The 13,027-nt window shown below is 71.2% G+C and carries 11 protein-coding genes; 5 read left to right on the forward strand and 6 right to left on the reverse strand.

Features of this window, described 5'->3' with window-relative positions; all coding sequences use genetic code 11:
* Window positions 1-46 precede the first annotated feature (46 nt).
* Window positions 47-418, reverse strand: a complete 372-nt coding sequence (locus tag Q9R08_RS18240; RefSeq protein ID WP_308869596.1) for a VOC family protein — start codon at window positions 416-418, stop codon at window positions 47-49.
* 167 nt (window positions 419-585) lie between these two features.
* Between Q9R08_RS18240 and gdhA the strand changes: the two genes are divergently transcribed.
* On the forward strand, window positions 586-1,968 hold the full coding sequence (gdhA, locus tag Q9R08_RS18245) for an NADP-specific glutamate dehydrogenase (protein ID WP_308869597.1): 1,383 nt from the start codon (window positions 586-588) through the stop codon (window positions 1,966-1,968).
* Window positions 1,969-2,000: 32 nt separating this feature from the next.
* Here gdhA and mfd read toward each other — a convergent pair whose 3' ends face one another.
* A complete protein-coding gene (gene mfd, locus Q9R08_RS18250; protein WP_308869598.1) occupies window positions 2,001-5,633 on the reverse strand; it encodes a transcription-repair coupling factor in 3,633 nt (1,210 codons plus the stop codon).
* Window positions 5,634-5,742: 109 nt separating this feature from the next.
* On the opposite strand from mfd, the gene Q9R08_RS18255 reads away from it, so the two are divergent.
* Window positions 5,743-6,408 (forward strand): hypothetical protein, encoded by a 666-nt coding sequence (locus Q9R08_RS18255; RefSeq protein WP_308869599.1) that lies wholly within the window; start codon window positions 5,743-5,745, stop codon window positions 6,406-6,408.
* Window positions 6,409-6,453: 45 nt separating this feature from the next.
* Here Q9R08_RS18255 and pth read toward each other — a convergent pair whose 3' ends face one another.
* Together pth and Q9R08_RS18265 are read right to left on the reverse strand one after the other, a co-directional pair.
* Window positions 6,454-7,038, reverse strand: coding sequence for an aminoacyl-tRNA hydrolase (gene pth, locus Q9R08_RS18260; RefSeq protein ID WP_308869600.1), 585 nt, complete (start codon window positions 7,036-7,038; stop codon window positions 6,454-6,456).
* A gap of 71 nt (window positions 7,039-7,109) precedes the next feature.
* Complete coding sequence (locus Q9R08_RS18265; RefSeq protein WP_308869601.1) at window positions 7,110-7,745, reverse strand: 50S ribosomal protein L25/general stress protein Ctc; 636 nt, start codon at window positions 7,743-7,745, stop codon at window positions 7,110-7,112.
* Between the two features lie 283 nt (window positions 7,746-8,028).
* Here Q9R08_RS18265 and Q9R08_RS18270 point away from each other — a divergent pair, with 283 nt between their 5' ends.
* Entirely contained in the window at window positions 8,029-8,151 is a 123-nt protein-coding gene (locus tag Q9R08_RS18270) for a hypothetical protein (RefSeq protein WP_308869602.1), read from the forward strand.
* Here the strand turns inward: Q9R08_RS18270 and Q9R08_RS18275 are convergent.
* The gene (locus Q9R08_RS18275) at window positions 8,136-8,618 is read right to left on the reverse strand and encodes a gluconokinase (protein ID WP_308869714.1); all 483 of its coding nucleotides are present in this window, start codon (window positions 8,616-8,618) and stop codon (window positions 8,136-8,138) included. The genes Q9R08_RS18270 and Q9R08_RS18275 overlap by 16 nt on opposite strands.
* Before the next feature lie 380 nt (window positions 8,619-8,998).
* Between Q9R08_RS18275 and gndA the strand changes: the two genes are divergently transcribed.
* Window positions 8,999-10,441, forward strand: a complete 1,443-nt coding sequence (gene gndA, locus Q9R08_RS18280) for an NADP-dependent phosphogluconate dehydrogenase (RefSeq protein WP_308869715.1) — start codon at window positions 8,999-9,001, stop codon at window positions 10,439-10,441.
* 130 nt (window positions 10,442-10,571) lie between these two features.
* Here the strand turns inward: gndA and Q9R08_RS18285 are convergent, their stop codons facing one another.
* On the reverse strand, window positions 10,572-11,915 hold the full coding sequence (locus Q9R08_RS18285; RefSeq protein ID WP_308869603.1) for an FAD-binding oxidoreductase: 1,344 nt from the start codon (window positions 11,913-11,915) through the stop codon (window positions 10,572-10,574).
* Window positions 11,916-12,017: 102 nt separating this feature from the next.
* Between Q9R08_RS18285 and Q9R08_RS18290 the strand changes: the two genes are divergently transcribed.
* Complete coding sequence (locus Q9R08_RS18290; protein ID WP_308869604.1) at window positions 12,018-13,007, forward strand: SDR family oxidoreductase; 990 nt, start codon at window positions 12,018-12,020, stop codon at window positions 13,005-13,007.
* Window positions 13,008-13,027: the final 20 nt, after the last annotated feature.

A 13,027-nucleotide genomic window follows, 5' to 3' on the forward strand; every position in this document is an offset into this window, starting at 1 on the left:
GCGTAGTGCGGTGCATCCGCGCCGCACTCGGTCGCCGCCGCGCGCGTCAGTCCGGATGCTCGGTCAGGCGCCAGTAGTAGCCGCTCGGATCCAGCACGCGGAAATCGCGGAGGCCCCACGGCTGCGCCCGCAGGTCGTCGTCCACGGGCCAGCCCTCGTCCGCGATACGCCGGCGGGCGGCATCCAGATCGTCCGTCTCGAGCACGAGCTCCACTCCGACGGGCGCACGGCGCGGCGCGGTGTCGACGGACGCGCGCCTTGCCGCCCCGAGGCGCACGCGACCGAGCTCCAGCGCGACGTAGGCCCACTCGAGGTGCCGCTCATCGCGCACGAGGGAGAACCCCAGCACGCGGACATAGAAATCGACGGTCAGGTCCAGGTCGTCGGGGAAGATCTCGATGCGAAGGTCGGCCGCCATCCCTCCACTCTCCCGCACGCGAACCCGTTGCGTCGCGCGCAGGCGCGCGAGAAACGCCGTGCAAAGGCGACGGCCGTCGTCGTCACACGCCCGGTCGAGGTTCCGGGCCCTGGGTAGGGTGAAAGAGCGCCGTCCCAGCGCGCATCGCTCCACCCCGAAAGCTCCACATGCCCACTGCACCGCCCACGGCCTCCGCTCCCACCGCCCTCTCGTCAGCCGAGTCGATCGGCCTCGTCCTCGACACCGTCGGAGCCCGCAATCCCCACGAGCCGGAGTTCCTGCAGGCGGTGCACGAGGTGCTCGAATCGATCGCGCCCGTGCTCGAAGCCCACCCGCAGTTCGTCGACGGCGGCATCGTGGAGCGGCTCGTCGAGCCGGAGCGGCAGATCATCTTCCGAGTGCCGTGGGTCGACGACGCTGGGCGCCTGCAGGTCAACCGCGGATTCCGCGTGCAGTTCTCCTCCGTGCTCGGCCCCTACAAGGGCGGTCTCCGGTTCCACCCCTCGGTGAACCTGTCGATCATCAAGTTCCTCGGCTTCGAGCAGATCTTCAAGAACGCCCTCACCGGCCAGGGCATCGGCGGTGCGAAAGGCGGCAGCGACTTCGACCCGCACGGCCGCTCGGATGCCGAGATCATGCGCTTCTGTCAGTCGTTCATGAACGAGCTCTACCGCCACCTCGGGGAGCACACCGACGTGCCCGCCGGAGACATCGGCGTGGGTGCCCGTGAGATCGGCTACCTCTTCGGCCAGTACCGGAAGGTCACCAACCGCCACGAGTCCGGCATGTTCACGGGCAAGGGCGTGCAGTGGGGCGGTGCCGAGGTCCGCACCGAAGCGACCGGCTACGGCGCTGTCTTCTTCACGGCGGAGATGCTCGGCGTCCACGGACAGACGCTCGCGGGCAAGCGGGTGGGTGTGTCAGGGTCGGGCAACGTGGCGATCTACGCCATCGACAAGGCCCATCAGCTCGGCGCGACGCCGGTGACGGCATCCGACTCCTCCGGCTATGTCGTCGACGACGCCGGCATCGACGTCGGCCTGCTCCGCCAGGTCAAGGAGCTCGAGCGCGCTCGCATCGCGGAGTACGCGGCGCGACGCCCGACGGCACGCTACGTCGAAGGTGCGCGCCCCTGGGAGGTCGCGGTCGACGTCGCAATCCCCGCGGCCACGCAGAACGAGCTCGACGCCGACGACGCGCGGGCACTCATCGCGAACGGCGTACGCGCCGTCGCCGAAGGCGCCAATATGCCCTCGACTCCCGAGGCGATCGAGCTCTTCCAGTCCGCGGGCGTGCTGTTCGGACCGGGCAAGGCGGCGAACGCCGGCGGCGTCGCGACATCAGCGCTCGAGATGAGCCAGAACGCCGCCCGCCAGCGCTGGAGCTTCGACGACAGCGAGGCGAAGCTGCGCGCGATCATGGCCGACGTGCACGACGCCGCGTTCGCCGCCGCTGAGAGATACGGTCGCCCGGGCGACTATGTCGTGGGAGCGAACTCGGCAGGCTTCGAACGGGTCGCGCACGCCATGCTGGCGCAGGGTGTGATCTGACCCGGTCTCGCGCACGCAACGTGCCTCCGGAGTCAGGCGTTGACGGCCGCCTCGGCTTCGGCATCCGCGTCCGTCTTCTTCGGCGGCCACAGCTGCTCGATCAGCTGGGCGACCCAGGCGATCAGCTCGTCGTCGCCGAGCGGCTCGCCACCGGCCGACGGAAGCGGCACAACCATCGCCTCGCCGCCGGCGACGAGCTTGGCCTTGGGATGCAGTCGCTGCAGGCGCACACGCATCGAGTCCGGCAGATTCGCCGGCGCGATGCGCAGGTTCGGGCCCATCGCCACGACGTCGGCGAGCCCCGCCTGCCCGGCCCGGCGCCGCAGCCGCGCGACGGCGAGCAGCCCTTCGACCTCGGCCGGCGGCTCGCCGTACCGGTCGGTGAGCTCCTCGACGACCAGGTCGATCGCGTCGGGCTGAGCGGTGACGGATGCCGCCGCCGAGAGCTTCTGGTACGCCTCCAGGCGCAGCCGCTCGCTGTCGATGTAGGACTCCGGGATGCGGGCCTGCACGGGCAGCTCGAGGCGCAGCTCGGCCGGCCCCTCGGTCTCCTCGCCGCGGAAGGTGGCGACCGCCTCGCCGATCATGCGCAGGTACAGGTCGAAGCCCACGCCCGCGATGTGTCCGGCCTGCTCGGCGCCCAGCAGGTTGCCCGCGCCGCGGATCTCGAGGTCCTTCAGCGCGACCTGCATGCCGGATCCGAGGTCGTTGTTGACCGCGATCGTCTCGAGGCGGTCGGCGGCGGTCTCGCTGAGCGGCTTCATGTCGTCGTAGAGGAAGTACGCGTACGCGCGCTCGCGGGCGCGGCCGACCCGGCCCCGCAGCTGATGCAGCTGGCTGAGGCCGTACTTGTCGGCGCGGTCGATGATGATCGTGTTCGCGTTGGAGATGTCGAGGCCGGTCTCGACGATCGTGGTGCAGACCAGGACGTCCGAGCGGCGCTCCCAGAACGCGTCGACGACCTCCTCGAGGGCGTGCTCCCCCATCTGGCCATGGGCGACCGCGATGCGCGCCTCGGGGACGAGCTCGGCGAGCTCCGCCGCGACGCGCTGGATCGACTGCACGCGGTTGTGCACGTAGAACACCTGCCCCTCGCGCAACAGCTCGCGGCGGATGGCGGCGGCGATCTGCTTGTCGTTGCGCGGGCCGACGTACGACAGGATCGGATGCCGGTCCTCGGGCGGCGTCTGCAGCGTCGACATCTCGCGGATGCCGGTGACCGCCATCTCGAGCGTGCGCGGGATGGGCGTCGCGCTCATGGCGAGGATGTCGACGTTGGTCTTGAGCTTCTTGAGCTGATCCTTGTGCTCGACGCCGAAGCGCTGCTCCTCGTCGATGATCATGAGCCCGAGGTCCTTGAAGATCACCTTCTCGGTGAGGATGCGGTGCGTGCCGATCACCATGTCGACGGTGCCGTCGGTGAGACCTGCCAGCACCTCGCGCGCCTGCTTGTCGGTCTGGAACCGCGAGAGCGCCTTGACCTTCACCGGGAAGCCGGCGAAGCGCTCGGTGAACGTCTCGAGGTGCTGCTTGACCAGCAGCGTCGTCGGGACGAGCATCGCGACCTGCTTGCCGTCCTGGATCGCCTTGAACGCGGCGCGCACCGCCACCTCGGTCTTGCCGAACCCGACGTCGCCTGACAGCAGCCGGTCCATCGGGATCGGCTTCTCCATGTCGGCCTTGATCTCGTCGATCGTCTGCAGCTGGTCGGGGGTCTCGGCGAACGGGAACGCCTCTTCGAGCTCGCGCTGCCAGGGCGTGTCGGGACCGAAGGCGTGGCCCTTCGACGCCATGCGCGCCGAATACAGCTTGACGAGCTCCACCGCGATGTCGCGTACGGCGCGGCGGGCCTTGCTCTTGGCCTGGGCCCAGTCGCTGCCGCCCATCTTCGACAGGGCCGGCGCCTCGCCGCCGACGTAGCGCGAGAGGAGGTCCAGCTGGTCGGTGGGCACGAAGAGCTTGTCGCCCGGGTAGCCGCGCTTGGACGGCGCGTACTCGAGCACCAGGTACTCCCGTACGCTCTTGATCGCGTTGCGCCCGCCGCTGGAGACCTCGCGCTGGGTGAGCTCGACGAACTTGCCGATGCCGTGCGTCGCGTGCACCACGTAGTCGCCGGCCTTCAGCTGCAGCGGGTCTACGACGGCCTTGCGTCGCGACGCGAGCTTCTTCACGACGCGGGAGTCGCCCCCGATGGTGCGGCCGTAGAACTCCGACTCGGTGAGCACGGCGAGCTTCGCGGCCGCCGCCTCGAACCCGCGCTCGAGCGTGCTGAGCACCACGTGGGCGACGCCGGGCTCGGGCGCCTGCAGCACCTCGTCGACCCTGCGCGCCGCGATGCCCCGCTCGGCGAGCACGTCGCGCGCACGCTCCACGAGCCCGGTTCCGGAGGCCGCGACCACGACGCGCCAGCCGTCCGCGAGGAGTGCGCCGACGTGCTGCGTCGCGCCCTCCACGTTCCCCTGGAAGGACGGCACCGCCGACCCCGGCACGCGGATCGCGGCGGCGGCCTCGAGCGCGACGTCGATGTCGTCGTCGATGAGCCCCTCGGCGGCGGCATCCGCCTGTCCCGAGTCGAACGAGCTGAGGCTCCACCAGACCCCGCCGCGCGTGCGGGCAGCGGCGCGGATGGCGGGCAGCGTCAGGAAGTCGCCGGCGCCGAGGTCGATCGGGGTGCTCGCGCCGGCGGTGGCCGCGCTCCACGCCGCTTCGAGGAACTCGCGATTCGTCTCACCGAGCGTGATCGCCCGGGCGACCGCGCGCTCCGGGTCGACGAGGGCGACGGCCGAGCCCTCGGGCAGGTAGTCGACGACGGTGACGAGCCGGTCGACGACGGCCGGGAGCAGGGATTCCATGCCCTCGACCGGGATGCCCTCGGCCATCTTCTCGAGCATTCCCGCGAGCCCGGGGAACTCGCCCTTGAGCTGGCGGGCACGGCCGCGCACGGGCTCGGTGAGCAGCAGTTCACGGCTGGGCAGCAGGGTGACGTCCCGCACTTCGCCGGGCAGCGAACGCTGATCGGCGACCGAGAACGCGCGCATCTCGTCCACCTCGTCGCCGAAGAACTCGACGCGGTACGGGTGCGGAGCGGTCGGCGGGAAGACGTCGAGGATGCCGCCGCGCACCGCGAACTCGCCGCGACGCGAGACCATGTCGACGCGGTGGTAGGCGAGTTCGACGAGGCGAGCCGACACCTCGCCGAGGTCGTGCCCGCGGGCGCCGACGACGAGCTCCACGGGCGGGACGTCCGTGAGCCCGGCCGCGAGCGGCTGGATGGCGCCGCGCACCGATGCCGTGATCACGAGCGGCGTCGTGGCGTCCCAGCGCGCGATGCGGGTGAGGATGTCCAGTCGGGCGCCGACGGTCTCGGCGCTCGGGCTGAGCCGTTCGTGGGGAAGGGTCTCCCACGCGGGGAAGTGGAGCACCTCGGCACCGGGCAGCAGTGCGCCGAGCGCCGGACCCAACGATTCCGCCCGGCGGCCGGTCGGCGCGATCAGGAAGACCAGCGGTGGCTTGCCTGCGGCACGGCGGCGTTCGATCAGGGCGGCGAGGAGGGGGGCGTCGAGCCCCTCGACGAGCGAGAAGTCGGCATCGACGGATGCCGCGGCCACCGCGTCCCGAAACGGCTCAGCCTGCTCGAGGGCGCGAACGATCCCGGGAACTGTCACCGCACGAGTCTACGGCCCGCCGCCGACACGGGGCCGCCCAGGGAAGGAGCGTGCGACCCGGCCCCTCCGAAGCCGATGAGGTGCCGCGCGCCCCTCCTAGGATGAGCCTGTGAGCCAGCCCCCCGCGCCCGATGCGCCTCAGACCCCGACCGTTCCGCCCGGCGCGTGGGCTCCACCGGCGCATGCGCCGTTCGGGCCGCCCGCGGGCGCGGACGGCAGTCAGCCCGGCGCCGCCGGCGCACCTGGCGCGCAGCCCGGGATCCCTACGGGATGGTCCGCGCCGCCTGCCGGCGCGTACGCCCCACCGCCGGGGTATGCCCCGCCCGCGGGCTACGCTGCCGCGCCGGTCGCGGCATCCGCCCCGGTGTACGGCGCTCCGCCTGCGAGGCGCAGCAGCGTCCTCGGTGTCGTCGCCCTCGCACTTGCACTCGTCGCGACCGTCGGCGCGAGCCTGGTGGCGGCCATCGCGAGCTATCGCATCGGACTCGGCGCCGGCCGCCAGATCACCGCAGGGGCCCTCGACAGCGACTTCGACTGGTCGATCCTCACCCCCGTGCGTGACTGGGTGCTGCTGGGCGAGGTCTCGTTCTGGGTAGGCACCGCGCTCGGCGTCTGGGCTCTGGTGCAGGGTGTGATCGCGATCGTCACCGCCCGCGGCCGCGGCGCCGGCATCGCCGCCGTGATCGTCGCCGCGCTGGGCCCGATCGTCTTCGGTGGGGTGGTGCAGGGCTTCCTCACCGCCGGGCTCACCGCCGGCACCGGCATGGGCGCCTGACCAGCAGACGGGGATCACCCCGAGCCCTGCGCCGGACACCCCGCCTCAGACGCGAGGTGCGTGGTGCTTCTGCTGTGCGGCGAGAAGGCCCTCGGCCACGAGCTGCTCGACCGCGTCGGCGGCGTCTCCGACGAGGATCGGCAGGTTCTTGCGCTCTGTGGCGCCGAACGGGTCGAGCACCCAGTCGGCGGGATCCTGCCGGCCCATGGGGCGGCCGATGCCGACGCGGACGCGCGTGAACTCCGGCGTGTCGAGCGCCTTGGCGACGTCGCGGACCCCGTTGTGGCCGCCGTGGCCACCGCCGACCTTGAGTTTGATGGTGTCGAACGGGATGTCGAGCTCGTCGTGCACGACCACCACGTGGTGGGGGTCGATGCCGTAGAACTTGACGAGCCCGGCGACGGGACCGCCCGACACGTTCATGAACGTGTTCGGCTTGGCGAGGATGAGCTTGGCCCCGCCGGGGCGCAGCCAGGTCTCGACGACCCGGGCGTTGGCCTTGTGCGACTTGAACGACTCGCCACGTCGCGCGGCGAGCTCGTCGACGACGAGCTGCCCGACGTTGTGCCGTGTGAGCTCATAGCGGGGACCGGGGTTTCCCAGCCCGACGACCAGCCACGACTCTGCCATGTCATCCATCCTGCCGGTGAGACGGAGCGAGGGGGTGCGGCATCCGCACCCCCTCGACTTCGTGAAAGGGATTACTCGGAGGCGGACTCTTCCGCAGCCTCGGACTGCTCGGCGGCGACCTCGGCATCGGCCTCGGCGATCTCGTCCTCGGCGGCGAGCGTCGCTGCCGGGACCGAGATCGCGACGATGAGCAGCTCGGCGTCGGCGATGAGGACCGAGCCCTTCGGCAGCTTCAGGTCGGCGGCGGTGATGTGCGTGCCGTCCTCGAGGCCTTCGACGTCGACCTCGATGTGCTCGGGGATGTGCGTCGCCTCGGCCTGCAGGGTGACCGTCGTGTTGTCGAGGTTCGCGATGGTGCCGGGGGCGGACTCGCCCACGACGACGATCGGCACCTCGATCTCGACCTTCTCGCCCTTCTTCACGACGAGCAGGTCGATGTGCTCGATGACCTGGTGCACCGGGTCCTTCTGCACGTCCTTGACGAGCGTGAGCTGCGACTTGCCGTCGAGGTCGAGCTCGAGCACCGCGTTCGCGCGGCGGATGAGCAGCGAGACCTGGTGGCCCGGCAGGGCGACGTGCACGGGGTCGGTGCCGTGACCGTAGATGACGGCGGGGATCTTGCCGGCGGCGCGGAGACGGCGGGCGAAGCCCTTGCCGAAGCTCTCGCGGAACTCGGCCTGGACCTTGGTATCGGGCTCGGACGACATGGGGTTCTCCTTGTGGGCGCACTGGCCCGGTAAGCTGCGGCGCGTGGCCGTTCTGACTCGGCCTGCGCGGTGGCGGGCCCGGGGGTATTCGGGATGTCTTCGACTCGAACGCACGCGCGTGAGGAAAGCCCGTGGGGCCCGCATCACTGCGTCGATCACGGATGCCGCAGCCCACCGGGATCGACGGGCGCGAGGCATCCCTCGCCGAAGTTCGACACGAGTCTACCAGCGCCCCCGCTACGATGAGGAACGCACTTGCTTCCCGCTCCCCACGGAGGACCCCATGGACTACGGCTTCTGGAGCCACGCTCTCTTCTGGCTGATCGCCGCCATGGCCGCGGTCGGCGCTATCGGGACCGTCCTCGCGTTCTGGAGCCTCGGGCGCCAGGGCTACCGCAAGGACTGAAACCTCTCCAGCGCAGCCGCCGCCGCGTCGACGACCTCGACGAGCTGCGGGTCGCCCGCGACGACAACGCCCGGCTCTTCCGGCTCGAGATGCTCGAGCGTGCGCAGCTGCGAGGCAAGCAGCGACGTGGGCATGAAGTGCTCGCGTGAACCCATGCGACGGGCGAGCTCGTCCTGCGGCACGCGCAGCTCCACGAAGACGACGCCCGCGGCACCGGCGCGGATGCGGTCGCGGTAGCGGCGCGCGAGCGCCGAGCAGGCCATCACCGCTCCCCCACTCGCATCGTGCAGCGCCGCGGCGACGACGTCGAGCCACGGCATCCGATCGTCGTCGTCGAGCGGGGTGCCGGCTGCCATCTTCGCGACATTGGCGGCAGGATGCAGGTCGTCGGCGTCGACGAACGGCAGTCCGAGGCGCTGCGCCAGCGCCAGTCCCACAGCTGACTTGCCCGAACCGCTCGGGCCCATGACCACGACGCGCACGCCCGGCTCGGGGCGCGCGTCGGCGTCACCCGGCAGAACGGGCTCGGGATGCGAGGGCTCGGTCACGACGGCCACGGTATCCGACGCCCGGGAACGCGTCACACCCGGCCGCGGCCGGGTGTGAGCATCCCGCCGCTGCGGTGTAACACGGACGCGCCAGACTCTAGGCTGAAAGAGACGATCTAACCTCAGGAGCGCGTGTGTCTTCGAACGACCCTTCAGCGAGCGGCAATCAGGCCGAGACCAGAATCTCGACGGATCAGGACCAGGCTCCTGACGAGGCGACGACGGCACACGAGGCCGCACCGGCACCCGAGGACGTGGCCCGGGAGACCCCGGAGCCCCAGGGTCCTGAGACCGACCGTGTGGCGACGGCGAACATCGGCGTCGTGGGTCTCGCGGTGATGGGGTCGAACCTCGCACGCAACCTGGCCAGCCGTGAGGGCAACACCGTCGCGGTGCACAACCGCAGCCGGTCGAAGACCGACGAGCTGCTCGCCACCCACCCCGAGGCCGGCTTCGTGCCCGCGTTCTCGTACGAGGAGTTCGCCGCATCGCTGCAGAAGCCGCGCGCCGCGATCATCATGGTCAAGGCCGGGCGACCCACCGACGCCGTCATCGACGCACTGGTCGAGGTGTTCGAGCCGGGCGACATCATCGTCGACGGCGGCAACGCGCTGTTCACCGACACGATCCGCCGTGAGAAGGCCGTGCGCGAGACCGGCATCAACTTCGTCGGCGCCGGCATCTCCGGCGGCGAGGAGGGCGCCCTCCTCGGCCCGTCGATCATGCCCGGCGGCTCGGACGAGTCGTGGGTGACCCTCGGTCCGATCCTGAAGTCCATCGCGGCGGTCGCCGAGGGCGAGCCGTGCGTCACGCACATCGGCCACGACGGCGCCGGTCACTTCGTGAAGATGGTGCACAACGGCATCGAGTACGCCGACATGCAGCTCATCGCCGAGGCCTACGACCTCATCCGCCGCGGCACCGGCAAGACGCCGGCCGAGATCGCCGACGTGTTCGCCGAGTGGAACCGCGGCGAGCTGGAGTCGTACCTCATCGAGATCACGGCGGAGGTGCTGCGTCAGGTGGATGCCTCCACCGGCAAGCCGCTGGTCGACGTCATCCTCGACCAGGCCGGCGCCAAGGGCACCGGCGCCTGGACCGTGCAGACGGCACTGTCGCTCGGCGTGCCGGTATCGGGCATCGCCGAGGCCACGTTCGCCCGATCGCTGTCGTCGCACCCCGAGCAGCGCGAGGTCTCGCGCGAGCTCCCAGGCCCGGCCGAGGGCCTGACGGTCGAGGATGCCGACGCGTTCATCGAGGACGTGCGCCTCGCGCTGTACGCGTCGAAGATCGTCGCCTACTCGCAGGGCTTCGACGAGATCCGCGCCGGCGCCGCCGAGTACGACTGGCAGATCGACCTCGGCGCGGTGTCGAAGATCTGGCGCGCCGGCTGCATCATCCGCGCCCAGTTCCTGAACCGCATCGCCGACGCCTACGACGAGACGCCCGACCTGGCCGTGCTGCTGACCGCGCCCTACTTCGTCGAGGCGCTCGGCCGCGCGCAGGGCGCGTGGCGCCGCATCGTGTCGACGGCGGCGGGTGCCGGCATCCCCGCCCCCGCATTCTCGTCGTCGCTGTCGTACTACGACGGCCTGCGGGCCGAGCGCCTGCCGGCCGCCCTCATCCAGGGGCAGCGCGACTTCTTCGGTGCCCACACCTACAAGCGCATCGACAAGGAAGGCACCTTCCACACGCTGTGGTCGGGCGACCGCAGCGAGATCGAGGCCGAAGACACCCACTGACGCCGACGCGTCAGACCGACGCGTCCCGCACACGACGAGGGCGGATCCCCATCACGGGGCTCCGCCCTCGTCGTGTCGCTTGCGCGGCGCGGCAGCTCAGGCGCCGCGGTGTCTCGGGCCGCGCAGCGTCTCAGGCGGCGCGGCCGTCGGGCACGGGCTTCACGTTGTGGTTGCGGCAGAACACGTTGCCGGGGTCCCACGCGTGCTTGATCGCGGCGAGACGGGCCATGGTCGCCGGCGGGTACATGCGCTGGACGATCGTGTCGGCCGTCGAGACGGTGAAGTTGCCGTAGACGCCCGACCCCTTGACCTCGATGGCGTCCCATGCGGCGTTCGCTTCTGCACGCCCAGCGTCGTCGAGCATGCCCGGGATGTCGAATGCGCCCGCCATCGCGAACCAGGTCGCGTCGCGCGCGGGGAACGCCGTGTCGTCCTGCGCCACGTCGGCGTATGCGCCGCCGAGCGAGCGCAGCATGACGACCGAGGCGGGATGCTGCTCGCGGAACGCCACGAGACGATCGATCGCCTCGTCGTCGAGCACGCCCAACAGCGTGTTGCCCCCGACGAACCCGGGCATCGGCCGCTCGGGGTCGAACTCGGGGGCTTCCATCAGCACGTCGGGGTAGTCCTGCACGCCGAAGTCGCGCTCGGTGACTCCGGGCACACCCGCCAGCGGCGCCAGCGCGCGACGCGCCTCTTCTTCGTCGGTGCCGACCCAGACCGCCGTGATCGAGGCGCCCGCCGGTGCATTCGGGTCCATCGCCGGAACGTCCATGTAGGTGACGGTGAGATCGCGCGGGGCGTCCGCCATGACCTCACGCAGTACGCGCAGCACGGGGCGCGCGTCGCCCTCGAGCCCGTAGACCGCGTGGACGACGCCGTCGAGCGGGTGCGCCTCGAAGTCGAACCGCGTCACGACACCGAAGTTGCCACCGCCGCCGCGGAGCGCCCACAGAAGCTCGGGGTGGGAGGTCTCGGTCACCTCGACCACCTCGCCGCGGGCGGTGACGAGCTGCGCACCCACCAGCTGGTCGGCGGCCAGTCCCCACGCCCTCACCATCCAGCCGATGCCGCCGCCGAGGGTGAGACCGCCGACGCCGACAGAGGCCGTGTCGCCGGAGCTGAGCCCCAGGCCGCGCTCGGCGAGGGCGTGGGCGACGCCGCCCCACAGGGCGCCGCCGCCCACGCGCACGCGGGTGCCGTCGACCTCGACGGCGTCGAGGGCGGAGATGTCGAGCGTGAGTCCGCCGGGTACGCCGCCCCAGGCGCTGTGGCCGCCGCCCCGGATCATGATCTCGAGCCGTTCTGCGGACGCGTAGCGGACGGCGCCGCGCACGTCATCGACGCTGGCGGCGCGGATCACGGCAGCGGGCTCGCCGATGCCGGAGTGGAAACGGCGGGCGGATTCCCATTCGGAATCGCCCGGGCGGATGACGGTGCCGACGTAACCGGCGCTGAGGTCGTCGTTGCTCATGACCGCCACGCTAGGGCTCACCCCCGACATCGGGGAAGATGTTCGCCGTCAGCGAGAGAGCGCCTTCCGCCGAGGCGCACTCGCGGGCGTAGGCTCGCGTGGGTGACGAGCATCCTCTACATCGGCGGTACCGGAACGATCAGCGCGGCGTGCGTTCGCCGCTCCGTGGCTCTCGGGCACGACGTCGCAGTCCTCAACCGCGGCAGCGCACGACGCCCCCTGCCGCCGCAGGTCGAACTGATCGAGGCCGACGTGCGCGACGCCGGCGCGGTGCGCAGCGCCCTCGGCGACCGCCGCTTCGACGTCGTCGCCGAGTTCCTGGCCTTCACGCCCGAGCACATCGCGACCGACCTCGAGCTGTTCGAGGGACGCACCGGGCAGTACGTCTTCATCAGCTCGGCCTCGGCGTACGAGAAGCCGCCGCGCCGCGTGCCGGTCACCGAGTCGACGCCGCTGCGCAACCCGTTCTGGCAGTACTCGCGCGACAAGATCGCCTGCGAGGACGTCCTCGTCGCCGCACATCGCGAACGCGGCCTGCCGGTGACGATCGTCCGGCCGTCGCACACCTACGACGAGCGGCTGCTGCCGACCCTCGGCGGCTGGACCGACATCGCGCGTATGCGCGCCGGCCGCCCCGTCATCGTCCACGGCGACGGCACGAGCCTGTGGACGATCACGCACTCCGACGACTTCGCCGTCGCGTTCACCGGGCTGCTCGGCAATCCGGCGGCGATCGGCGAGGCGTTCACCATCACCGGGACGCATGCACCGACCTGGAACCAGATCTACGGCTGGCTGGCCGACGCCGCCGGCGTCGACTCCGCCGACCTCGTGCACGTGGCGTCAGACACGATCGCGGCGTTCGCACCGGACCTCGGGCCCACGCTTATCGGCGACAAGGCCCACTCCATGCTGTTCGACTCGTCGAAGGTGACACAGCTGGTGCCCGAGTTCCGCACGACGATCACGTTCGACGAGGGCGCCCGCCGCATCCTCGCGCATTACGACGCGCACCCGGAGGAGCAGCGGATCGACGAGGACCGCGACGCGCTCTTCGATCGCATCGCGTCCCACGCCCGCTCGGCGGGCTGACCGACGGGGGACGCCCCCGG

It is taken from the genome of Microbacterium psychrotolerans (genome assembly GCF_031085295.1).
GTDB lineage: Bacteria > Actinomycetota > Actinomycetes > Actinomycetales > Microbacteriaceae > Microbacterium > Microbacterium psychrotolerans.

Bases quoted from the DNA above. Each gene is read 5' to 3' on its own strand.
- Q9R08_RS18240 (WP_308869596.1), bottom strand. From the start codon at position 418: ATGGCGGCCGACCTTCGCATCGAGATCTTCCCCGACGACCTGGACCTG.
- gdhA (WP_308869597.1), top strand. From the start codon at position 586: ATGCCCACTGCACCGCCCACGGCCTCCGCTCCCACCGCCCTCTCGTCA.
- pth (WP_308869600.1), bottom strand. From the start codon at position 7,038: ATGGCAGAGTCGTGGCTGGTCGTCGGGCTGGGAAACCCCGGTCCCCGC.
- Q9R08_RS18265 (WP_308869601.1), bottom strand. From the start codon at position 7,745: ATGTCGTCCGAGCCCGATACCAAGGTCCAGGCCGAGTTCCGCGAGAGC.
- Q9R08_RS18270 (WP_308869602.1), top strand. From the start codon at position 8,029: ATGGACTACGGCTTCTGGAGCCACGCTCTCTTCTGGCTGATCGCCGCC.
- Q9R08_RS18275 (WP_308869714.1), bottom strand. From the start codon at position 8,618: ATGGGCCCGAGCGGTTCGGGCAAGTCAGCTGTGGGACTGGCGCTGGCG.
- Q9R08_RS18285 (WP_308869603.1), bottom strand. From the start codon at position 11,915: ATGAGCAACGACGACCTCAGCGCCGGTTACGTCGGCACCGTCATCCGC.